This window comes from Pedobacter sp. GW460-11-11-14-TSB4 (assembly GCF_059423705.1).
On record NZ_JBWKYI010000011.1, the window covers coordinates 64186 to 85197 of the forward strand.

The 21012-nt window shown below is 38.7% G+C and carries 24 protein-coding genes; 8 read left to right on the top strand and 16 right to left on the bottom strand.

Annotated elements, in window-relative coordinates; genetic code table 11:
- Nucleotides 1-91 precede the first annotated feature (91 nt).
- The 6 genes from AC07YT_RS12915 to AC07YT_RS12940 all read right to left on the bottom strand — a co-directional run bounded on the left by AC07YT_RS12915 (nucleotide 92) and on the right by AC07YT_RS12940 (nucleotide 3921).
- Nucleotides 92-664, bottom strand: coding sequence for a YceI family protein (locus AC07YT_RS12915; protein WP_086549468.1), 573 nt, complete (start codon nucleotides 662-664; stop codon nucleotides 92-94).
- A 239-nt stretch (nucleotides 665-903) separates the two neighbouring features.
- The gene (locus AC07YT_RS12920; RefSeq protein ID WP_086548512.1) at nucleotides 904-1464 is read right to left on the bottom strand and encodes a helix-turn-helix domain-containing protein; all 561 of its coding nucleotides are present in this window, start codon (nucleotides 1462-1464) and stop codon (nucleotides 904-906) included.
- Nucleotides 1464-1967, bottom strand: coding sequence for a DUF3347 domain-containing protein (locus AC07YT_RS12925; RefSeq protein WP_494945346.1), 504 nt, complete (start codon nucleotides 1965-1967; stop codon nucleotides 1464-1466). Before AC07YT_RS12925 ends, AC07YT_RS12920 begins: the two co-directional genes overlap by 1 nt.
- Nucleotides 1968-2053: 86 nt before the next feature.
- A complete protein-coding gene (locus AC07YT_RS12930) occupies nucleotides 2054-2866 on the bottom strand; it encodes a hypothetical protein (protein ID WP_086548514.1) in 813 nt (270 codons plus the stop codon).
- A 1-nt stretch (nucleotide 2867) separates the two neighbouring features.
- Nucleotides 2868-3404, bottom strand: a complete 537-nt coding sequence (locus tag AC07YT_RS12935; protein ID WP_086548515.1) for a heavy-metal-associated domain-containing protein — start codon at nucleotides 3402-3404, stop codon at nucleotides 2868-2870.
- A 115-nt stretch (nucleotides 3405-3519) separates the two neighbouring features.
- Nucleotides 3520-3921 carry an HYC_CC_PP family protein gene (locus AC07YT_RS12940; protein WP_086548516.1) on the bottom strand — a complete coding sequence of 134 codons (402 nt, stop codon included), beginning with the start codon at nucleotides 3919-3921 and terminating at the stop codon, nucleotides 3520-3522.
- Between the two features lie 94 nt (nucleotides 3922-4015).
- On the opposite strand from AC07YT_RS12940, the gene AC07YT_RS12945 reads away from it, so the two are divergent.
- From AC07YT_RS12945 to AC07YT_RS12960, 4 genes are all read left to right on the top strand, one after another.
- The gene (locus tag AC07YT_RS12945) at nucleotides 4016-4744 is read left to right on the top strand and encodes a peptidylprolyl isomerase (protein ID WP_086548517.1); all 729 of its coding nucleotides are present in this window, start codon (nucleotides 4016-4018) and stop codon (nucleotides 4742-4744) included.
- 381 nt (nucleotides 4745-5125) lie between these two features.
- Nucleotides 5126-5893 (top strand): exodeoxyribonuclease III, encoded by a 768-nt coding sequence (locus tag AC07YT_RS12950; protein ID WP_086548518.1) that lies wholly within the window; start codon nucleotides 5126-5128, stop codon nucleotides 5891-5893.
- 91 nt (nucleotides 5894-5984) lie between these two features.
- Nucleotides 5985-7223 carry an imidazolonepropionase gene (hutI, locus tag AC07YT_RS12955; RefSeq protein WP_494945347.1) on the top strand — a complete coding sequence of 413 codons (1239 nt, stop codon included), beginning with the start codon at nucleotides 5985-5987 and terminating at the stop codon, nucleotides 7221-7223.
- A complete protein-coding gene (locus tag AC07YT_RS12960) occupies nucleotides 7216-8196 on the top strand; it encodes a formimidoylglutamase (RefSeq protein ID WP_086548519.1) in 981 nt (326 codons plus the stop codon). Before hutI ends, AC07YT_RS12960 begins: the two co-directional genes overlap by 8 nt.
- 116 nt (nucleotides 8197-8312) lie before the next feature.
- Here the strand turns inward: AC07YT_RS12960 and AC07YT_RS12965 are convergent, their stop codons facing one another.
- The 10 genes from AC07YT_RS12965 to AC07YT_RS13010 all read right to left on the bottom strand — a co-directional run bounded on the left by AC07YT_RS12965 (nucleotide 8313) and on the right by AC07YT_RS13010 (nucleotide 16635).
- Nucleotides 8313-8471, bottom strand: coding sequence for a hypothetical protein (locus AC07YT_RS12965; RefSeq protein ID WP_478357746.1), 159 nt, complete (start codon nucleotides 8469-8471; stop codon nucleotides 8313-8315).
- Nucleotides 8472-8473: 2 nt separating this feature from the next.
- Nucleotides 8474-9034 (bottom strand): 5-formyltetrahydrofolate cyclo-ligase, encoded by a 561-nt coding sequence (locus AC07YT_RS12970; RefSeq protein ID WP_086548520.1) that lies wholly within the window; start codon nucleotides 9032-9034, stop codon nucleotides 8474-8476.
- Nucleotides 9035-9156: 122 nt separating this feature from the next.
- The gene (efp, locus tag AC07YT_RS12975) at nucleotides 9157-9717 is read right to left on the bottom strand and encodes an elongation factor P (protein ID WP_086548521.1); all 561 of its coding nucleotides are present in this window, start codon (nucleotides 9715-9717) and stop codon (nucleotides 9157-9159) included.
- A gap of 131 nt (nucleotides 9718-9848) precedes the next feature.
- Complete coding sequence (gene efp, locus AC07YT_RS12980; protein ID WP_055904075.1) at nucleotides 9849-10409, bottom strand: elongation factor P; 561 nt, start codon at nucleotides 10407-10409, stop codon at nucleotides 9849-9851.
- 437 nt (nucleotides 10410-10846) lie between these two features.
- Nucleotides 10847-11473, bottom strand: a complete 627-nt coding sequence (locus AC07YT_RS12985; protein WP_086548522.1) for an ABC transporter ATP-binding protein — start codon at nucleotides 11471-11473, stop codon at nucleotides 10847-10849.
- 12 nt (nucleotides 11474-11485) lie between these two features.
- Complete coding sequence (locus AC07YT_RS12990) at nucleotides 11486-11953, bottom strand: GNAT family N-acetyltransferase (RefSeq protein ID WP_086548523.1); 468 nt, start codon at nucleotides 11951-11953, stop codon at nucleotides 11486-11488.
- A 73-nt stretch (nucleotides 11954-12026) separates the two neighbouring features.
- A complete protein-coding gene (gene lpxA, locus AC07YT_RS12995) occupies nucleotides 12027-12812 on the bottom strand; it encodes an acyl-ACP--UDP-N-acetylglucosamine O-acyltransferase (protein WP_025141731.1) in 786 nt (261 codons plus the stop codon).
- On the bottom strand, nucleotides 12812-14224 hold the full coding sequence (locus AC07YT_RS13000; protein ID WP_086548524.1) for a bifunctional UDP-3-O-[3-hydroxymyristoyl] N-acetylglucosamine deacetylase/3-hydroxyacyl-ACP dehydratase: 1413 nt from the start codon (nucleotides 14222-14224) through the stop codon (nucleotides 12812-12814). Before AC07YT_RS13000 ends, lpxA begins: the two co-directional genes overlap by 1 nt.
- Nucleotides 14214-15290, bottom strand: a complete 1077-nt coding sequence (gene lpxD / locus AC07YT_RS13005) for a UDP-3-O-(3-hydroxymyristoyl)glucosamine N-acyltransferase (protein WP_086548525.1) — start codon at nucleotides 15288-15290, stop codon at nucleotides 14214-14216. The genes AC07YT_RS13000 and lpxD overlap by 11 nt, the downstream gene beginning before the upstream one ends.
- A gap of 121 nt (nucleotides 15291-15411) precedes the next feature.
- Nucleotides 15412-16635, bottom strand: coding sequence for an HD domain-containing protein (locus AC07YT_RS13010; RefSeq protein WP_494945348.1), 1224 nt, complete (start codon nucleotides 16633-16635; stop codon nucleotides 15412-15414).
- A gap of 111 nt (nucleotides 16636-16746) precedes the next feature.
- Here AC07YT_RS13010 and porX point away from each other — a divergent pair, with 111 nt between their 5' ends.
- The 4 genes from porX to AC07YT_RS13030 all read left to right on the top strand — a co-directional run bounded on the left by porX (nucleotide 16747) and on the right by AC07YT_RS13030 (nucleotide 20948).
- The gene (porX, locus tag AC07YT_RS13015; protein WP_086548526.1) at nucleotides 16747-18300 is read left to right on the top strand and encodes a T9SS response regulator signal transducer PorX; all 1554 of its coding nucleotides are present in this window, start codon (nucleotides 16747-16749) and stop codon (nucleotides 18298-18300) included.
- Nucleotides 18301-18472: 172 nt separating this feature from the next.
- On the top strand, nucleotides 18473-18889 hold the full coding sequence (gene tsaE, locus AC07YT_RS13020) for a tRNA (adenosine(37)-N6)-threonylcarbamoyltransferase complex ATPase subunit type 1 TsaE (protein ID WP_086548527.1): 417 nt from the start codon (nucleotides 18473-18475) through the stop codon (nucleotides 18887-18889).
- 73 nt (nucleotides 18890-18962) lie between these two features.
- Nucleotides 18963-20189 carry an alanine dehydrogenase gene (locus AC07YT_RS13025; RefSeq protein ID WP_086548528.1) on the top strand — a complete coding sequence of 409 codons (1227 nt, stop codon included), beginning with the start codon at nucleotides 18963-18965 and terminating at the stop codon, nucleotides 20187-20189.
- Between the two features lie 75 nt (nucleotides 20190-20264).
- Entirely contained in the window at nucleotides 20265-20948 is a 684-nt protein-coding gene (locus AC07YT_RS13030; RefSeq protein WP_086548529.1) for a M15 family metallopeptidase, read from the top strand.
- The last annotated feature ends 64 nt before the right edge of the window (nucleotides 20949-21012 follow it).

Here is a 21012-nt window from a genome sequence, read left to right on the forward strand (position 1 = left end):
TCTATATAAATTTAAATAATCGTCCTCCTGAACTTGTTTCAGGATCTAATGAGAAAGATTCCGGGGCAAGCCCGGAATGACGATCCAGGTGTTATTTCCCTTGAACAAATTCAAGGTTTAACGTAATGGCAACATCTTTAGCTACACCAGCGCCTGTTGGATCATATTTGATATTATAGTCTAAACGGTTAATGGTTGTTGTCGCGCCAAACCCGGCTTTGGTATTACCTTGTTGATCTTTAGCTGTGCCACCGTAAACCACGGCAAATTTTACATCTTTGGTTACATCGCGGATGGTTAATTTTCCACTTAACTCATAGTTGTTGCCGTTTAATTTTTTGAAAGAAGTGCTTTCGAATTTCATGGTTGGATAAGTAGCTACATTAAAAAAATCATCAGTTTTTAAATGACCATCCCTCATGTCAACGCCCGTAGTAATGCTGTTTATATCAACAGTAAAGTTGATTTTAGCATCCGTTAAATCTGGTTTCGAAGCGGTAACCGTTCCATCGAATTTTTTAAAAGAACCGTCAACGAAAGAAATGCCCATGTGTTTAACCGAAAAATTAACAAACGAGTGCATCGGATCAATTTTCCAGCTGGTTTGTGCAAATGATGCCACACTGATTGAGGTAGCGATCAGAAATAAGAATAATTTTTTCATCAGTTTATGATTTAGTTTTAACTGTGATGAAGCTATCAGATTTTTCACCAATGTGGTTTGAAAAAATCATGATGGTTTCATACCTAGTAAATTTATTTAAGCACAAAGTTATCACAGAATCAACCGGTTAGTCTTGATTTATGGTAAGAAATTGGTGTGGTTAATAGCTGATGGCTTATGGTTCATGGTCAAAGGCTATCAACTATCATCTATTTAACCATTGACCATCTTACCTCTCATTATATCTCGTCAAGCATTTTCCTGCTGTCGGTAGATGCTGCTTTATAAACCGAAGGTGTAATTCCGGTTACTTTTTTAAATTGTGCTGACAGGTGCGCAACACTGCTGTAATTTAGCTGATAAGCAATTTCGCTCAGGGTAAGCTCGCCATAAGTAAGCATTTCTTTCGCTTTTTCTATTTTTTGCGCGATGAAATATTTCTCGATGGTTTGATTTTCTATTTCTGAAAAAATACTGCTCAAACTGGTATACTCCATTTTTACCTGCTCGCTTAAATAAGCAGAGAGGTTAATTTTTAATGGCTCTTTGGTGTAATGGACCAGGTTAATAATAGCCGTTTTAATCTGCTCTGCAATCTGGGTTTTTTTATCCGCCAGCAGCTCGAAACCGAAATGGGTCAGGCGCTCTGCTATGTTGATTTTATCCTCCGAAGAAATATTTTCGGCTAAAGTAACTTCACCCAGTTCAACCAATAATGGTTTAAAGCCAAGCTTTTCCAGCTCAGCTTTAACCACCATTTTACAGCGGTTGCATACCATGTTTTTGATATGCAGCTTCATTATTTTGATTTTATGGTTTCAGCAACGTCTCCGCAATCGAACATCATACTTCCATAATATGGATTTTCGATGTTTTCCTTCTCGTTTAACCAGCTTGCCTTAGCCATTGGGCAATGTTGAACGTAAACGGTTTTGCTATTAAATTTTAGACCCTTTAAGGTTTTAATCATCGCATAAGAAATCCCTTCAAAAGCTTTTCTCTGTGTTTTAATATCGTTAGAGCCCGCAAGCTGTGCCGCCTTACTTTTAATGATGGCTGCTTGTTCCATAAATACTTTGTGCTGATCTGCTGGTAAATCTTTATGGTTTACAGCATTTACCTTTGCCGATAAAATTTTCACTTTTTCAATAGCCGAATCTTTTTTATCTGTTGCTAAGGCATTTTTTACATCGTAATAAGCCGTTAGTACCTGATTTAGGGCTACATCTGTTTTGCTTTGAGCGTAGGTGAACGCTGTTGTTGCAATCGTCATGATGGCAACTATTCCTAGTATTTTTTTCATTTTTTTTATTGCTTTTAATGGTGATGAAACGATCATGCTTTTATGTCAGTTTAATATGAAAACCATGATGGTTTGATCTTTTAGAATTATTTTAAAACGTTAAAGAAATTAAATTCTGCCCGAAGCAGATACATGTTTTTGGTGTACCGGTTAGCCATATTACCCGTCGCCTGAAAGCGATAGCCTAAATCGATGCGGGTGGTACTGTTCAAAATCACTTGTAGGGCAGGGGCGATATCCAAATAAGATTGGCCACTACCTGGGTCGGTTTTGCCCAGTAGTTCTAAATATACGTTAAAGTTCGGCTGCTTATAATCTTTGTAAACTATGGGTAGAACCAAATAACCCGATGATAAACTGTACGAAAGCATTTTATCAGGCTGAGGTGTATTTAACCTCAAAACTTTGTCAGTAATAATGGCATCAGCATAACCCAGAGTTGCCGAAAGTGCTAGTTTGTGCAAAAGCTGCGTGAAAATTAAGCCTGTTTGCCATCCCGTATTATCTCCCTCTAAATTAATATCTCTCGTAAAATTAGGGCGGTTACTTGTGCTTATCCTCCCAAAAGCTGCGGCCCTGAAATGACTCTGGGCACCATCAACGGATAGAAAACGATATTTCGCATACAAACTTCCGCCTTCTAAACGAAATCGGCCATCCATATCAGACATAAAACCTTGAGCATGCATCATCAGGTTTTTATTAAAACCTATCATTACTTCCGGAATGGTTCTGCTTACAAAACCTGGATTATTGAACATGCCTTCGTTCGTAATTCTTACACCAATCGATTTGGTTGGCATATTACTGGCAGGTTCGGTAAATACATACAGTTCTTGTGCAAAACCATTGGTATAGGCGCCGATCATCATCAACGCCAATACGGATATCTTTCTCATCTTAAGAAAGAACTAAATGATAAATGCGCGTTTTTTTTCCGTTAACTACACCGGTACCGCTCGCGTAGGCATCAGAATTAGCGGTTGTGGCTTGTTTTTTAAATGCCGAACCAGAAATAAAGTTTTTATCAACCACACTGGCTTTTACCGTTCCGTTAAGTGTTTTGCTTTTCGCATTTACAAAACGGTACACAGTGCCATCAACCACTGCCTGACCTTTATCGTCTATTTTTACCTGGTTAAAATTGAAACTTGCCGTTAAACCACCAACCGAAAAACCAGCATCCTGAACCTTTTTGCGAACCATGTCGAGATTGATATTGGCATCTTTTTTAAAGGTTAAAACAAAAGTGTTTTTGTTTAAATCGGGTTTTACACTACTGATAAAGTTTAGGGTTTCTAAGGATTTTTGTGTTGCATTCGAACACATGGAACAGGTTAAACCGGTTACCTGTAAATCTGCTGAAGATATTTGTTGTGCCGAAACATTAGCGGCAAAGAATAGCATAATGATGCTGAATATTTTTATTGCTTTCATGATTTTTTTGAATTAGAATAATTTTTAAGATGTCGTCTCCCTTGGATTCATTTCAGGGGGCACATAGCAAAATGGATGCTGAAACAAGTTCAGCATGACGAACAGATTAGAAATCCTAATTCCTAAAAATGCAATTGAAAATATGCAAAGCAACCCGCGAGGAGAGTGGCGGCGCTTTATTCGAAATTTTACTGAAAAACTTTGGCGTAATGTTGGTCAGAAATTCTAAAACCGGAGGATGAAGAAAAAGCTGGATAGAAAACAACTTCGGCATTTGTACCTGTGCTTCTGCCTGGTGACTATCTTTAACTTTTACGGTTACCTGGGTATTTTTGCAACATCCGTCATCTTTCTTTTCGGCCGGAATTTCCTCACAGAATTTGCAGGAAACTTCATTGCTGAAAAGTTTAACGTTTTCTAGTTTGCCTCCACAGAAATGGAGACTTAAAGCCAAACCCATAACACTAACTGCATAGAATACAGCCAAAGAAAGTGCTATTTTTTGTTTTAACTTCATTAATACAAAGGTAAAGGAAAAAATATCTAATAATGCTAGCAATTATTTATTGAATTTCATTTTTTAGCTTACTTTAGCCTTAAACACCAGTCAAATGAAGAAAATATTATTATTCCTCTGTGCCTTTTCAATACTTTCGGCTTTTGCAGCGAAGCCTAAAAACCAGTATGTACGCATTAAAACCGAATTTGGAGAATGCATCGTTAGGCTATATAATCAAACGCCGCTACATCGTGATAACTTTTTGAAATTAACGAAAAAGGGCTATTACAACGGTGTTTTATTTCATAGGGTGATTAAAGATTTTATGATTCAGGGTGGAGATCCGGATTCTAAAAATGCAAAACCCGATTCCTTACTTGGAGAGGGTGGGCCTAAATATACCATTCCGGCAGAGTTTAATGATAGTTTGTTTCATAAAAAGGGCGTTTTGGCTGCGGCCAGAGAAGGTGATGATGTTAATCCGGCCAAGGCATCGAGTGGTAGTCAGTTTTACCTGGTTCAGGGAAAAGTTTTTACCGATCAGCAATTGGATAATGTAGAAGAAAAACGTCTGAAATTCCAAATTCCTGAGTGGCAGCGTGAGGTATATAAAACCATAGGCGGTACGCCTCATTTAGATCGGAACTATACCGTTTATGGCGAAATAGTGGTTGGCTTGGATATGGTTGATAAAATAGCGGTTCTGGCAACGGATAAAAACAACCGTCCCAAACAGGACGTGAAGATGGAAGTTGCAATATTGAAAAGAAGAGCGGCCAAGAAGTTAGAGAAGCAGTTGTTACAGGGATCTTTGAAAGATAAAATGATTATGGGGTCTTAAGTAATTTTTGTTAACAATTATCGTCATTTTGAGCGGAGTACAACGCAGTCGAGAAATCTATTGTAGATCTCTCCATTTCGCGAAGCTTCAGTCGAGATGACGATTTTTCTATAGACATCCATCTTCGATAACACGTTTCAATATTTATCTGTAAAGAACCAGAAATAAGTTCAGGCTGCAGGCTGCTTGAATCAATCACTAAAATAGCTTTCTGAGTACATATGATTAATTGAACTTCAATTACTAAGCATTTATTCAATTAATTTCTAAATTTACCGCCCACAACAATTGAAATTTACTGAATGAGAAGATCATGATAAACAGATCATATGTTACGAAAATCATGATGGCTTCATCGTTATCGAAAACACACTTAACTAAATGAAAATCATCTCCTATAATGTTAATGGGATTAGGGCGGCAAGTACCAAAAACTTTTTTGGCTGGCTACAGGCTACAGACGCTGATATGGTCTGTTTACAAGAGGTAAAGGCCTTGCCATTGCAGATTCCAGAAATTATTGCGCTGATTGAGCAGCTCGGCTACCATCATTATTGGTTCCCTGCTGAAAAAAAAGGATATAGTGGCGTAGCTATTCTGACTAGAATTAAACCCAATCATATCGAATTTGGCTGCGGTGAGGAATGGATAGATAAAGAAGGACGGATTTTAAGGGCCGATTTTGACGATTTTTCCTTGATGAGCCTTTATATGCCATCTGGCTCAAGCGGAGATGAACGTCAGGTTAAGAAGTATGAATTTATGCGTTTTTTTGATGTGTACATCGGAGAATTGCGAAAAGAGATCCCCAACTTAATTGTCAGTGGCGATTACAATATCTGCCATACCGCCATCGATATCCATAACCCTAAATCGAACGCCAATTCATCAGGTTTTTTACCAGAAGAACGGGAGTGGATGCAGTTGTTTTTGGATAATGGTTTTATTGATACCTTCCGCCATTTTAATAAAGATCCGCACCATTATACCTGGTGGAGCTATCGTGCGGGCTCGAGAGGGAAGAACCTGGGTTGGCGGATCGATTACCATTTAGCCACTAAGCCTATGGAAAACCGCCTGAAAAATGTTAGAATTTTACCCGATGCGATCCATTCAGATCATTGCCCGGTTCTTTTAGAGATCGATTAAGTATTTGGGTAACTGGTTAATTCGGCTAATTGTAACCAAAACCCGATTAACCAATTTATACCGTTTAACCAATTAACCTTCAATCTAACCAATGCTAATCAAAAATATAAAAGGCCTCGTGGGCCTGCATCCCAAACACACAACGGTGCTCCGTGGTAATAACCTGGATCACTTACCCATTCTCGAAAATGCCTGGCTTTTAATTGAAGATGGCCTGATTAAAGATTTCGGTGAGATGGACAATTTTCCATCTTCCATTTCCCATCTTCCATCTTCCAGTGCTGAGGGCAGATACATTTTTCCTTCCTGGTGCGACAGCCATACGCACATTGTTTTTGCGGCATCACGCGAAGAAGAGTTTGCCATGAAAATCCAGGGAAAAAGTTATGAGGAAATTGCCGCTGCGGGAGGGGGGATTCTAAATTCGGCCAATAAACTCCAAAAAGCTTCGGAAGATGAGTTGTTCGAAAGTGCATCTGTGCGGTTAAAACAAATGATCCTCCAGGGAACAGGGGCCGTTGAAATTAAAAGCGGATATGGATTAACCACAGACAGCGAAATCAAAATGCTCAGGGTAATCCGTAGGTTGAAAGATCAGTTTCCGATTCCTATCAAGGCAACTTTCTTAGCTGCGCACGCTTATCCTGCCGAATTTAAGAACAATCATCAGGCTTACATCGATTTAATCGTTAATGAAATGTTACCTCAAATAGCAGAAGAAAAACTGGCCGACTATATTGATGTGTTTTGCGAAAAGGGATTTTTCTCTGTAGAAGAAACCGACCAGGTATTAAAGGCAGGTGCAAAATATGGATTGAAACCTAAAGTACATGCCAATCAGCTTTCCGTTTCGGGCGCGGTAGAGGTTTCCGTACAAAATAAAGCCATTTCGGTTGATCACCTCGAAGAAAGCGATGAACAAACTATCCAAGCGTTAAGAAATGCTGATACCATTGTAACATTACTCCCTTCTTGCTCGTTTTATTTAGGTATTCCTTTTGCTGATGCCAAAAGTTTTATTAAAGCCGATTTGCCGGTTGCTTTGGCTACTGATTACAATCCGGGTTCAACACCTTCAGGAAATATGAATTTTGTGGTTTCACTGGGATGCATTAAAATGAAGATGTTCCCTGAGCAGGCGATAAACGCTGCAACGTTAAATGGCGCAGCTGCGATGGAGATCAGTGAAAATTATGGAAGCATTGCTATTGGGAAAAAAGCGAACCTGTTTATAACTAAGCCGATGCCTTCCATAGCCTATTTGCCCTATAGCTTTGGCGAAACGCAGATAGAAACGGTTATTTTAAACGGTGAAATTTATAATGGATAACCTTAAAATATATTCGCAGGGCGACATCGATCATTTAATTATCACTCGTGATGGTGAAACTAAACTGGGTGAAAGGGTTAATGTATACTCTGGAGATTCTTCATCAACGGCTGGAATTTCGGTAGAAGGATTAAAAGCCAGCAGCGCTAAATTTGTCCTTTTAGGTATTCCAGAAGATATTGGCGTGCGTGCAAACTTAGGTCTTGCAGGTGCAGCATCAATGTGGAAACCAGGTTTAGTGGCTTTTTTAAATACCCAGAGCAACCGCTTTTTAAGTGGTGAGGAGGTTTTGGTTTTAGGGCATTTCGAAATCGATGAACCTGAAGATTCTTCGTTAAAAGGTTTGCGAAACAAAGTAGCACAGATTGATGACCTGGTTTATCCCGTAATTGAGAAAATTGTAGCCACGGGTAAAATACCTGTTGTAATTGGTGGTGGACACAATAATGCCTACCCGATGATTAAGGGCACTTCTTTAGCCCATAAAAGGCCTATAACGGTTTTAAATGTTGATGCACACGCAGATTTAAGAGAATTGGAAGGTAGGCATAGTGGCAATGGTTTTTCTTATGCGTTAAAGGAAAATTACCTGAACAATTATTTGATGTATGGCTTGCATCAAAACTATAATAATGAAGCTATTTTAAATCAAATAGATACAAACCCAAAGCTTAAGGCTGTATTTTTTGATGATATTTTAACTGGAGCTGATTTTACTAACCTGGTGAATGAAATAGGATCGGTTGCTGGTTTGGAGATCGATTTAGATTGTGTTCAAAATGTGCTTTCCAGCGCTGAAACCCCATCTGGTTTTGCGGTTAATGATATTAGAAAGTTGATTTTAACCAGTGCGAAGAAATTTTCTTATTTGCACCTCAGTGAAGGTGCCACCCGGATGCTGGATGGAAGGGTGAGTAAACTCACATCTAAGCTGGTTGCTTATTTGGTGAGTGATTTTATTAAAGCACATTAATCTAAGCGCGTCACCCTGAATTTATTTCAGGGTCTTTCTTGTTTTTATTAATTGAGAGGCTTATGCCCTGGAAGTAGATCCTGAAACAAGTTCAGGATGACGATTCACGGGGTAGCCTACAAATGCTCCGCTTCGTATCTTTCTCCTGCCTTTAACATCAGTTCGATTTGTTTCAGGTCTTCGGCGGTTAATTCTTCCTTTTCCTGTAGCTCGAATACCGCAATCATATTGTCTTCGTATTGTTTTTCGGTTTTGATAACGATTTCTGGTGGCATGTTTAAAAATTTATAATTTCTGTTGGTGTAATGCAAAAATCCAATCTAATGTCGTGTTCATTTACATCATCGATTTTTTCAATAGCAGGGTACAAAGATAAGCCTATTTTTTGAGCATTTATATGCTGTAAAAAACGATCGTAAAAGCCTTTGCCATAACCCACGCGATAACCTTGCCGGTCAAAAGCTAAAAGCGGAACAACAACAAGATCTACCTCGCCCTCATGCAGGTTTCCCTTTTGCGGTTCGAGGATGTTATACAGGTTTTTCTTTAAATCATTTACACCTAAATATTCATGATTGGTCATTAATGCAGTTTCAAAATCGGCTTTAGGTACAATGATTTTAATTTCGGGGTGATTTTTATTGAGCCATTCGATCAGTAAAAAAGTATTGGGCTCTTTTTTTTCTATAATGGGTAAAAAGATATGTAAGGTTTTAATTTGGCTAAAATCGAGCGTTTTAAACTCATTTAAGAGCGCTTCGTTCAGGTTTTCGTATTCTGCGTCGCTCAGTAATAATCTGTCTTTTAAGGCTTGCTTTCTGATTTCGGCTTTTAACATAATATTCAAATTTATGTTTTTATAACAAGATAGCGAAGCAGGTTGTTTTTACAGGTCTAAATGCAGAAACCAAAAAGCCCCTGAAGCATTCACTTCAGGGGCTTTTCTTGTGTTCTAATCAATTATTTTACACGTTCAACATATTCTCCGGTACGGGTATCAATTTTAATTTTATCGCCCTGATTTACAAACATCGGAACTTTCACTTCAACACCATTTTCTAATGTTGCCGCTTTTAGTGCGTTTGTAGAAGTATCACCTTTAACTGCTGGCTCCGAATAAGTAATTTCGAATTCAGCGAAGTTTGGTAATTGAGCCATAATGGCTTCTTCACTTTCCATAGAAACAATAATGTTCATGCCTTCTTTTAAGAATTTAATAGCCGAACCAAATAAAGCTTTCTCTACGTTAAACTGCTCGTAGCTATTATTGTCCATTACAACCAGATAGTCACCTTCTTCGTATAAATATTGGTAATCGTTGGTTTCAACGCGGCAGATTTCTACGGCCTCGTCGGTATTCATACGTGCTTCAACAATTCTGCCCGATTTAATGTTACGGAATTTACCAGTGTAAAATGCGCCGCCTTTTCCAGGTGTACGGTGATTCCATTCGTCAACAGTAACCAGTTCGTTGTTGATGCGAAGGATGTTACCTGTTTTAATTTCTGATGCTTTTGCCATATTGTATGATCCTAAATTGGATTTATATTTCAGTTTTTCGTGACGGCAAAGGTAAAATTATTTTGATAAAAACCTATAAAGCTTTATGGTATAAGGCTTAGGGTTTAAGGAGATTTAGAACCCCGGTTATACTATTTTACTCTTTCCATATATTCGCCGGTTTTAGTATCAACCTTAACCTTGTCGCCCTGGTTAATAAACAAGGGTACCCTGATTTCGGCTCCGGTTTCTACAGTGGCGTATTTTTGTGCACTGGTAGAAGTATCGCCTTTTACAGCGGGTTCAGAATAGGTAATTTCTAACTCTACACTGTTAGGGAGCTGTGCAACAATCGGTTCATCACTTTCAAAAGCGATGGTTACATTCATACCCTCTTTTAAAAACTTAATGGAGTTTCCGAAAAGCAACTTAGGGATGTTGTACTGCTCAAAAGTGTTGTTGTCCATCACCACTAAATAATCGCCGTCTTCATAAAGATATTGATAGTCGTTGGTTTCTACACGGCAAATGGTCACCTCTTCATCGGTACGGAAACGGTATTCTACAATTTTTCCGGTTTTTACATTGCGCATACGCGCCTGATAAAACGCCCTTAAATTTCCCGGAGTACGGTGGATGTACTCTTCTACACTTACCAACTCTCCGTTAAAACGAAGCACATTTCCGCTTTTTACTTCTGATGCCTTTGCCATTTTATAATAGTGAATATTGTTTTGTTAATTTTTGAGCACCAAAGTTAAAAAAATGAATGGATATTAGTAGTCTGCCAGTGAAGACCGTCTTTTAAGTAGATTACTTTCCGAAAGGTCGGGACAGGCTGTCGGCTGAAAAAGCCTTCTCGCAATGACGAATTATTGGTATAAAAGAAATGCCTTTGGGAACCACTCCAAAGGCATAATCAACCTAAACCTCAAACTAAACTATGAAAAACTCTTTTGCCTTATCAGGCTATATATTTTAATTCCGCAATACGGAAAATATGATCTTTTACTTAAAGAGATAAATTAATAATTGTTTCTCTTTTTGGTGGTGCAAAGGTAAGAACAATTTATCAATTACAAAATATTTTTTTAAAAATTTATTTTTAATACAAATGTATGACAAAACAGACGTTTTGTAAGGGCTGGCTTTAAGCGTTAAATAGCTTATAATCTGATATTTGTATTTGATTTGTACAGAAGTCGTATTCCTGTATTTGATTCGAACCAATTATCGTTAAGCGGTCTTTTCCGAAATTTTCGATGAGTTCACGGTACCAACTTATTCCCTGAACGTCTAAATTACTCGTTGGTTCGTCTAAAAATAAAATTGGCGTATCAGTGCAGCAGGCCAAAGCTAGTTTGGTTCTTTGCTTCATTCCCGATGAAAAGTATTTAATTTCTTTGTTGGTTGCTTTTTCCAGTCCTAATATGCCGATAAGCTTTTTAGTATCAAGGCCTAGGGCAAAATTTTTGAATTTAAAATGGAAATCGATGATCTCTCTTAAAGTGAAGGTTTCCACCAATTCGAGGTACGGTGCTGCCAAACTGATGTATTGGTAGATGTTCTCTACAGGAATATCTTTGTTGTCTGAGAAGGAGATTTCTCCCTCAGAAGGGGATAAACTGCCCGTCAGCACACTCAATAAGGTTGATTTACCAGAGCCGTTAGGTCCTAATATGGCGTAGCTATTACCAGAAGAAAATTCAGTGCTTAAATTCCTGAAAATCCACTCTTTATTAAACCTTCTGCCAACATTTTGTAAAGTGATGTTCATTTGTGCCGGCGTTTAGGGTTTAGCGTTAAGTGGTTTAGACATGCAAACGCTGTTATCAACGCCAATGTATTGTCCGTAGTTGGGGGTGATGTGATAACCCACCTTTTGATAAAGCGCAATGGCTTCGGGCTGTTTCTTACCAGTTTCTAAAACACATGCTGCGAAACCGAGTTCCGTAGCCCAGCTTTCTAATTCATTTAAAACTTGAGCCGCTATGCCCTGGTTTCTGTAATCCGGGTGTACAAACATTCTTTTAACTTCGGCTTCAGTCGCTGAAAAAGGCTTTATAGCACCGCAACCTACAGGGCATCCATCTTGATAGGCGACAACCGCTTCTTTAATGGTATCGACTTTATTAAATTGAGCATAAAACGCATGGTCATCACCATCTCTAACCGCTAAATCTTTATCCAATAAAGCAACCAAATTCCTAAAATCGGTATCGTCTGAATTGGTCCTGATTAGCGTTAAATCACTCATGAATATTTATTAGAATTTGGTTAAGACAATGGGTTTCACCCTCCACCTTAAACCCTTCAGTCTGCTACCTTAATTAGCTTCCCATTCCGAAGCCCTTCATTACCCCACGGTTAGAATTGCGGATAAAATCTACAATTTCATCACGGATTTCAGTAGGTTTAAATTCGGCTTCGATCATGTCTAAAGCTTTGGTTACGTTATTGTGTTTTACAAAAAGTACACGGTAAATTTCCTGAATCTCGTCAATCTGCTCGTTGGTAAAACCTCTTCTGCGTAAACCTACAGAGTTAATACCCGCATAAGAAAGTGGCTCGCGGGCCGCTTTAACATAAGGAGGGACGTCTTTACGCACCAATGAACCACCGGTTACAAAAGCATAAGAACCCACTTTAACAAATTGATGTATAGCCACCAAGCCTGCCAAAACTACATTGTTTCCAATGGTAATGTGGCCAGCTAATGTGGTGCTGTTGGAGAAAATACAATTATTGCCAACCTCACAATCGTGCGCGATGTGCGAATACGCCTGAATTAAACAATTGCTACCGATAGTGGTTTTCCATTTGTCTTTAGTACCACGGTTAATGGTAACACACTCACGTATGGTGGTATTGTCGCCAATTTCTGCAGTCGTAATTTCGCCTGCAAATTTTAAATCCTGCGGTTCGCCAGAAATAACAGCACCAGGAAATATTCGGCAGTTTTTACCGATACGTGCGCCATCCATAATGGTCACGTTCGATCCGATCCATGTTCCCTCTCCAATTACAACGTCTTTATGTATCACTACAAAGGGTTCAATTACCACGTTTTCGGCAATTTTTGCCTGAGGATGTATATATGCTAAAGGTTGTATCATTATTGAGCGGGTTCTGCTTGTTTAACTTTTGAGATTTGAGCCATCATTTCGGCTTCGACAACGATTTTTTCGCCAACCATACCCACACCTTTCATCTGGGCAATGCCCCTTCTGATGGGTTCCAGTAAATCGCAGCGGAAAACAATAGTATCGCCAGGCAAAACCTGAGCTCTAAAGCGTACGTTATCTATTTTTAAGAAATAGGTTAAATAATTTCTAGGATCTGGAACGGTGCTTAACACTAAAATACCACCAACTTGAGCCATAGCCTCAATTTGAATTACACCAGGAAAAACCGGTGCACCAGGAAAGTGACCTTTAAAAAACTCCTCATTCATGGTTACGTTTTTGACGCCCACCACGTGGTTTTTTGAAAGTTCTAATATTTTATCAACAAATAAAAATGGTTGGCGGTGAGGCAAAATATCCATAATCTGAACTACGTCATATAATGGTTTTGCACTGGGATCGTAAACCTTTTGTATTTTTTTGTTTTTCTCTTTTTTAATGGCTGCTTTAATCTTTTTTGCAAAAGCAACGTTTGCTGCGTGACCTGGACGGGCCGCCATAATATGGCCTTTTAAATGCATCCCAACCAAAGCCAAATCGCCAATCATATCCAATAATTTATGACGGGCAGGTTCGTTTTGATAACGCAGTTCCATGTTATTTAAAATCCCCTGAGGGGCAACATCGATATCTTTACGGTTAAATAATTTAGCCAGGTGGCTTAATTCATCCTTCGTAACTTCTTTATCTACAATTACAATGGCGTTATTTAAATCGCCACCCTTAATTAAATTGTGAGATAATTGGTATTCCAGTTCGTGTAAGAAACAGAAAGTACGGCAAGAAGCAATTTCTTTCTTAAACTCTGCAATGGTATTAATGCCGGCATGCTGGCTGCCCAAAACAGGAGAATTATAATCAATCATACACGTAAAACGATAATCGTCTAACGGCATGGCTACAATTTCTACTTTTCTATCTTCTTCGGTATAGGTAATGTTATGTGGAATGGTGAAATACTCGCGATCTGCATTTTGCTCAACTGTACCTACTTCTTCCAGCAAATCAACAAACTGGATAGAGCTGCCATCCATAATGGGTGTTTCTGGTCCGTCTAATTTAATGAGCACGTTATCAAGGTCCATACCAATCAAAGATGCCATTACGTGTTCTACAGTACTTACGCTGGCTCCATTTTGGGTTAGCGTAGTACCTCTTGAGGTATCTGTAACGTTATCTGCATCGGCTTCGATAATCGGGTGGCCATCTAAATCAATACGCTGAAATTTAAAGCCATGATTTTCGGGGGCCGGGCAAAATGTTAAAGTAACATTAGCGCCTGTGTGTAAACCAACACCAGATGCTGATATTTCTTGTTTAATCGTTTTTTGTCTAACGTTCATTGTGTATTGTATTCTTTTCCAGTTCAGCTGTAAGCTTTTTCAATTCCTCTTCGAGCGCGTTTATTCTTTTTTCTACATCTGGAAGATGTTTGAAAATTACGGAGGCACGCATCCAGTTGCGCAGTGGCTGCGCCGGACTACCATGCCATTGTTTATTTTCTTCAGTAATATTAAAATTGATACCGGCCTGCGCGCCAATTTGGGTGCCTTTAGCTAAGGTTAAGTGCCCGGCGATACCCACTTGTCCGCCAACAACACTGTTAGGGCCAATTTTTGTACTGCCTGATATACCTGATTGTGCAGCTAAAACGGTGTTTTCACCAATCTCTACATTGTGCGCAATCTGGATCAGATTATCGATTTTTGCACCTTTTTTCACAATTGTTGATCCCATTGTTGCACGGTCAACCGTTGTATTTGCCCCAATTTCTACATCATCTTCGATAATGACATTTCCGATTTGAGGTATTTTATTGTAGGTGCCATCCTTTTGCGGTGCAAAACCAAAACCATCGCTTCCGATAACGGTATTGGAATGGATAACAACCCTGCTACCGATTACCGAGTTGTGATAAATTTTTACGCCAGGGAAAAAAGTGCTGTTATTGCCGATTTTAGAATTAGCGCCAATAAAAGTTTGCGCATTTATTTTACATCCATCTGCAATTTCTACGTTTTCGGCAACATAGGCAAAGGCATCGATAAACACATTTTTGCCAATTTTTGCTGTTGGGTGCACAAAAGCCAGCTTATCAATTCCAGATTGTGCTGCCTGTGCGTTTACTGCTTCGTTATATTTATCCAGCAAAATGGTAAAAGCACTATAAGGATTTTCAACCCTGATTAAGGTACTGGTATAGGGCTGGGTAGGCGCAAAGTCCTTTGAAACGATAACGACAGAAGCCTGAGTAGAATACAAGAAGTTTTCATACTTAGGGTTCGAAAGAAAAGACAAAGAGCCTTCCTTTCCGTCTTCTATTTTAGAAAGTTCGGTAACGGCTACGTCAGGGTTACCATCAATGGAACCGTTTAGAAACTGACTTATCTGCGTGGCAGTAAATTGCATCGTACAAAGGTATATGTTAAATTGATATGAACAAAAAAACCTGCTCGGGTTAACTGTGTATATTTTACACAATAATAAGACTTAAAACGGCACTAAAAGTTAAATATTTTGTTAAATAACCTTAAATCCCTCTGGGGTAACAGAGGATATATTTTTCTACAGTTTTTTGCAGCGACTCCAGATTTGATAAATCAGAGGCCTTTGCAATATCTACAATATCGTTATTTTTCATCAAAATCTTAATATTTCCAACGCCTGCATTATAAGCGCGGTTTTGGATAGAATCGGTAAAAACAAAATAACGGGCTTCTTCCGGCTTAATTTCTAATAAATTAACCGCGGCATCCTGCAAAAAGTTTACACGGTCTCGATTTGCCATTTCATTACCCATTTCTACTTTATAAAGATTTCTGGAAGTAAGCATTTTACATAAGGTAGACAAAATTTTATCCGGGTGTTTGGTCCAAACCTTAACTGCGGCATAAATGTCCTGATCATCCAGGTTGGTAAAATGTTCAAGATTTTCGTGCTGGGCGAAGAAATTGGCCTCGTTAATATCGTTCTTTAAGAAATAATTTAATGAGGGTGAAGCAAATAAATCGGTTCCGGTGGCTGATAATTCTTTGGCGCGCTCCAATAGCTTTACCAAAATCATCTCGCCAGAAATAACGGTTTTATGCAGATAAACCTGCCAGTACATCAGCCTCCGGGCAATTAAAAACTTCTCGATAGAATAAATGCCTTTCTCCTCAATTACCAGATCATCGTCATAAACGTTAAACATTTTAATAATCCTGTCGAAACTGATTACCCCTTCGCTTACCCCTGTAAAAAAGCTGTCGCGGTTTAAATAATCCATTCTATCGAGATCTAACTGACCAGAAATCAATTGATGAAGAAACTTTTTAGGATAGGTGCCGTTAAAAATTTCGATGGCATGTGTTAACCGTCCATCAAAATGTGCGTTTAAATCGTGCATCAGTTTTGCCGAAATATCTTCGTGTTTGATTCCGCTCACCAAAGAATGTTCTAATGCGTGCGAAAAAGGGCCATGGCCGATATCGTGCAGTAAAATGGCCAAAATGGCGGCTTCTTCTTCGCCCTCGGTGATGTTATGCCCTTTACTTCTTAAAAGATTAATGGCCAAACTCATTAAATGCATGGCACCTAAAGCATGGTGGAAACGCGTATGTAATGCCCCCGGATAAACCAAATGTGTCATTCCAAGCTGTTTGATATAACGCAAACGCTGGAAATAAGGATGTGAGATCACATCGTAAACTAATTCGGATGGAATGCTGATGAAACCGTATACCGGGTCATTTATTATTTTCTTCTTGTTCAATCGTTAAAAATAGTTAAATAGATAGATACGGTACAAAAATTGCTATTTTTATTTATAGTTTGATTTACCTGCCAAAATTAAAAGGCAATACTTACCTATTTTTACAAAAACATGCAAGAAACTAAAATATTATGGGCCGATGATGAAATCGACTTATTAAAACCGCATATATTATTGCTAAATGATAAAGGATATAATGTAACCACATTTACCAATGGGAATGATGCGTTAGAGGCCTTTGGGAAAGCTCATTTTGATCTGGTTTTTTTGGATGAAAACATGCCAGGCATGAGCGGGATTGAAACCCTTTCGGCCATTAAAAACCTTAATCCCGATGTTCCTGTTGTGCTGATTACCAAAAGTGAAGAAGAAAATTTGATGGAGGATGCGATTGGTAGCAAAATAGATGATTATCTGATTAAACCGGTAAACCCTAAGCAGGTTCTTTTAACCATTAAAAAACTGATTGATAACAAACGTCTGGTAAGCGAGAAAACTTCCATGGCTTATCAACAGGATTTCCGCAGGTTGGGTATGACCCTGGGCGATAGGCTTAATTATGAAGAGTGGGTGGATGTGTATAAAAAAATCGTTTTCTGGGAGCTGGAATTAGAAAAACTCGACGATCCGCAGATGCATGAAATTTTGACCATGCAAAAACAGGAAGCCAACACACAGTTTTCTAAATTTATTGAAGAACATTATTTAGGCTGGATTAAAGAAAAAGATAAAGCGCCCTTACTTTCTAACGAGTTATTAAAGAAAAAGGCCTTCCCGCATATTAACGATACTACACCGGTATTTTTTATTCTGATTGATAATTTACGTTACGATCAGTGGAAAATTATCAATCCCTTAATTTCTGAATATTTCAGGATTGATGAGGAAGATATGTATACCAGTATTTTACCTACGGCTACACAATATGCGCGTAATGCTATCTTTTCTGGATTGATGCCGCTGGATATGGAGAAACGTTTCCCTCAGCTTTGGCAGAACGATGATGATGAAGGTGGAAAAAATATGCACGAAGAAGCATTTTTGGCCGATAATATTAAACGCAACATCAGAAAAGATTGTAAGTTCAGCTATAACAAGATCTTAACTTTCGAACAGGGAAAAGATTTAGTAGACCAGACCAATAATTTATTGCAGAACGATTTCAATGCCATTGTATTCAACTTTGTGGATATGTTGAGCCATGCCCGTACCGATATGCAGATGATCCGCGAGCTGGCTAATGATGATGCCGCTTACCGCTCGTTAACCCTATCCTGGTTTGAGCATTCGCCACTTTGGGATTTATTGAAAAAAATCTCTCAGAAAAAGGTTAAAGTGATCATAACTACCGATCATGGGACAATCAGGGTTAAAAAACCGGTTAAAGTAATTGGCGACAGGAGTACAAACACCAATTTAAGGTACAAACAGGGTAGAAACCTTAATTTTAATGCCAAGGAGGTGTTTTTGATTAAAAATCCTCATGATGCGTTGTTGCCTAAAATCAATATCAGCAGCAGTTATATTTTTGCAAGGGAAGACAGTTATTTCGTTTATCCGAATAATTACAATCAGTTTGTGAATTATTACAATGAAACCTTCCAGCATGGCGGTATTTCTCTGGAGGAAATGATTATTCCGGTAGTGACGTATTCGCCGAGATAATAAAAATAGAATTGAGATACTAGATTTGAGACCCGTCATTTCGAGCGGAGTGCAGCGCAGTCGAGAAATCTATAGCAGATTTCTCCATTTCGCTTTGCTTCAGTCGAAATGACCAGATATAAAAGGCAAAAGCAATGCAATTATGTATTACTTTTGCCTTTATTTTTTTAAAATGGATATCGAAGTAAATAGTTTAGCCGATTTACCTGCTGTTGCACAACAGCTTTCAGATTTTGCCGGGAGCCAAAAAGTCTTCATTTTTGAGGGCGATATGGGGGCTGGAAAAACAACTTTCATTAAAAATTTCTGTAAACATTTAGGTATTGATGATGTGGTTTCAAGTCCTACTTATTCCATCGTTAATGAATATGAAAGTCCTAACGGTTCGGTGTTCCATTTTGATTTTTATAGAATAAAAGATATTCACGAAGCCTATGATTTGGGCTATGAAGAATATTTTTATGGAGGTGGCGTTTGTTTAATAGAATGGCCGGAACGAGTGGAAGAGTTATTGCCCGAAAATCATGTTAAGGTTGAGATAAATGTGCTGGATGAAAACCGCAGATTATTCAGGTTTTCGAAGGTATAACAATTAGTTATCAATAAATTAACAGATTTTCCTTACCTTGAACAACCTAAAACTACCAAAATTTTAATTCAACATGGCTACAGGATTACGCGAAGGAATGGCCGATATAGCTCGTCAGGGTTTACTACAAACGCAAGAGGCAAAGTTAGAAACCAGAAATAAAAAAAACAGTCTATACATAGGAATACCCAAGGAAATTTCTTTCCAGGAAAATAGAATAGCGCTAACCCCTTTATCTGTGGCGCTGCTCGTTAACAACGGGCATCGTGTGGTTTTGGAAAGCGGAGCGGGCACAGGCGCAAATTTTTCGGATACCGAATATGCTGAACAGGGTGCTAAAATTGCCTATAACAAAAAAGAAGTTTTCGATGCTGATATCCTGGTGAAAATTGCACCACCCATGTTAGAAGAGATCGAGATGATGCATAAAGGGCAAACACTGATTTCTTCGTTGCAAACCGGAACTTTAAAGCAAGATTACCTGAAGGCATTAATGCAGAAAAAAATTAATGCCTTATGTTTTGAGAACCTTCGCGACGAAGGGAATGTACTCAGTGTGGTACGCGCCATGAGCGAAATAGTGGGGTCGACCTCTATTTTAATTGCGGCTGAATATCTGAGTAATGTAACAGGAGGGAAAGGTTTAATGCTTGGTGGCTTTACTGGTGTTCCGCCAACCGAGATTGTCATTTTGGGTGCAGGAACAGTGGGTGAGTATGCCGCCAGAACAGCTTTGGCATTAGGGGCCGAAGTAAAAGTTTTCGATAGTTCCATTTACCGTTTACGCCGCCTGCAGAATAATTTGGGTAGCAGGGTATTTACTTCGGTAATGCAGCCTATTGTTTTGAATAAAGCCATTGTTACCTGCGATGTAGTAATCGGTGCCATCAGAGCAAGCCATGGCCGCAGTCCATGTATTGTAATGGAAGAAACTGTTGCCCGGATGAAACCGCATTCGGTGGTAATTGATGTAAGCATTGATCAGGGAGGCTGTTTTGAAACTTCTGAGGTGACCAACCACACCAATCCCGTGTTTAGAAAATACGATGTAATTCACTATTGTGTGCCCAATATAGCTTCCCGTGTACCGAGAACGGCATCTTACGCTTTAACGAATATTTTTGCCCCCATTTTATTGGATATTGGTGAATTTGGCGGTTTAATGAATATGGTTTGGAATAATCCGGGTATTCGCGAAGCACTTTATATTTATCAGGGTAATTGTACCAATAAAGACCTGTCTGATATGTTTAATCTGCCCTTTAAAGATCTTGAATTATTGGTGGTTTCGAATCAATAAGCAAAAATGTAAAATGGACGATGTGAGCTGGATAATGGGTTACCTTTTGACGCTTGCTACTTGACATTAAAAAAAATGAAATTCAACCTCTTTACGTTATTTCTTTTCCTCTCGGTAATTACTTGCGCTCAAAATAAACCTGTTGGCGTAAAAAAGCTGGTGGTGGTAAGTTCCTATAATCAATACCTGGCAGCGATTAAAACAAATCCGGATAACGAACTCGTTGAAATCAAAAAAGCCATTCCCAATATCAAATTAGATATCCGCTACGCCACTAAGAACAACTTTATGCAGCAGGTAATGTATAAACAGGCGAGGGCTTTTGCACGAAAACCAGTTGTAACATCATTAAAAAAAATCCAGAAGGAATTAAATAAAAAAGGCTATGGCTTGAAAATATTTGATGGTTATCGTCCTTATGCGGTTACCATTGAGTTTTATAAAAAGGCCAGCGATAAAAATTTTGTGGCCAATCCGGCAAAAGGATCTAAACATAACAGAGGTTGTGCGGTAGATTTAACTTTGATTAGCCTGAAAACAGGTAAAGAAATACCAATGCCAACCCCTTACGATAGTTTTTTGGCCGCTGCCGCCGCGAAATACGAAAATGTATCGCCAGAGGTTAAGAAAAACCGCGATTTTCTGATCGCTATCATGCGTAAATACCAGATGAACGTACTAGAGAACGAATGGTGGCACTACGATTTTTCGGGATGGAAAAAGTACGACTTGATGGATATTCCCTTCGAAAAACTTTAACAGGTTTCGTCATCCTGAACTTGTTTCAGGATCTTTTGGGTAAATAAGTAGACGCTGAAACAAG

Excerpts from the sequence above, each read along its gene's own strand:
- AC07YT_RS12915 (WP_086549468.1), bottom strand. The coding sequence starts at position 664 with ATGAAAAAATTATTCTTATTTCTGATCGCTACCTCAATCAGTGTGGCA.
- AC07YT_RS12920 (WP_086548512.1), bottom strand. The coding sequence starts at position 1,464 with ATGAAGCTGCATATCAAAAACATGGTATGCAACCGCTGTAAAATGGTG.
- AC07YT_RS12925 (WP_494945346.1), bottom strand. The coding sequence starts at position 1,967 with ATGAAAAAAATACTAGGAATAGTTGCCATCATGACGATTGCAACAACA.
- AC07YT_RS12930 (WP_086548514.1), bottom strand. The coding sequence starts at position 2,866 with ATGAGAAAGATATCCGTATTGGCGTTGATGATGATCGGCGCCTATACC.
- AC07YT_RS12935 (WP_086548515.1), bottom strand. The coding sequence starts at position 3,404 with ATGAAAGCAATAAAAATATTCAGCATCATTATGCTATTCTTTGCCGCT.
- AC07YT_RS12940 (WP_086548516.1), bottom strand. The coding sequence starts at position 3,921 with ATGAAGTTAAAACAAAAAATAGCACTTTCTTTGGCTGTATTCTATGCA.
- AC07YT_RS12945 (WP_086548517.1), top strand. The coding sequence starts at position 4,016 with ATGAAGAAAATATTATTATTCCTCTGTGCCTTTTCAATACTTTCGGCT.
- AC07YT_RS12950 (WP_086548518.1), top strand. The coding sequence starts at position 5,126 with ATGAAAATCATCTCCTATAATGTTAATGGGATTAGGGCGGCAAGTACC.
- hutI (WP_494945347.1), top strand. The coding sequence starts at position 5,985 with ATGCTAATCAAAAATATAAAAGGCCTCGTGGGCCTGCATCCCAAACAC.
- AC07YT_RS12960 (WP_086548519.1), top strand. The coding sequence starts at position 7,216 with ATGGATAACCTTAAAATATATTCGCAGGGCGACATCGATCATTTAATT.
- AC07YT_RS12965 (WP_478357746.1), bottom strand. The coding sequence starts at position 8,471 with ATGCCACCAGAAATCGTTATCAAAACCGAAAAACAATACGAAGACAAT.
- AC07YT_RS12970 (WP_086548520.1), bottom strand. The coding sequence starts at position 9,034 with ATGTTAAAAGCCGAAATCAGAAAGCAAGCCTTAAAAGACAGATTATTA.
- efp (WP_086548521.1), bottom strand. The coding sequence starts at position 9,717 with ATGGCAAAAGCATCAGAAATTAAAACAGGTAACATCCTTCGCATCAAC.
- efp (WP_055904075.1), bottom strand. The coding sequence starts at position 10,409 with ATGGCAAAGGCATCAGAAGTAAAAAGCGGAAATGTGCTTCGTTTTAAC.
- AC07YT_RS12985 (WP_086548522.1), bottom strand. The coding sequence starts at position 11,473 with ATGAACATCACTTTACAAAATGTTGGCAGAAGGTTTAATAAAGAGTGG.
- AC07YT_RS12990 (WP_086548523.1), bottom strand. The coding sequence starts at position 11,953 with ATGAGTGATTTAACGCTAATCAGGACCAATTCAGACGATACCGATTTT.
- lpxA (WP_025141731.1), bottom strand. The coding sequence starts at position 12,812 with ATGATACAACCTTTAGCATATATACATCCTCAGGCAAAAATTGCCGAA.
- AC07YT_RS13000 (WP_086548524.1), bottom strand. The coding sequence starts at position 14,224 with ATGAACGTTAGACAAAAAACGATTAAACAAGAAATATCAGCATCTGGT.
- lpxD (WP_086548525.1), bottom strand. The coding sequence starts at position 15,290 with ATGCAATTTACTGCCACGCAGATAAGTCAGTTTCTAAACGGTTCCATT.
- porX (WP_086548526.1), top strand. The coding sequence starts at position 16,747 with ATGCAAGAAACTAAAATATTATGGGCCGATGATGAAATCGACTTATTA.
- tsaE (WP_086548527.1), top strand. The coding sequence starts at position 18,473 with ATGGATATCGAAGTAAATAGTTTAGCCGATTTACCTGCTGTTGCACAA.
- AC07YT_RS13025 (WP_086548528.1), top strand. The coding sequence starts at position 18,963 with ATGGCTACAGGATTACGCGAAGGAATGGCCGATATAGCTCGTCAGGGT.
- AC07YT_RS13030 (WP_086548529.1), top strand. The coding sequence starts at position 20,265 with ATGAAATTCAACCTCTTTACGTTATTTCTTTTCCTCTCGGTAATTACT.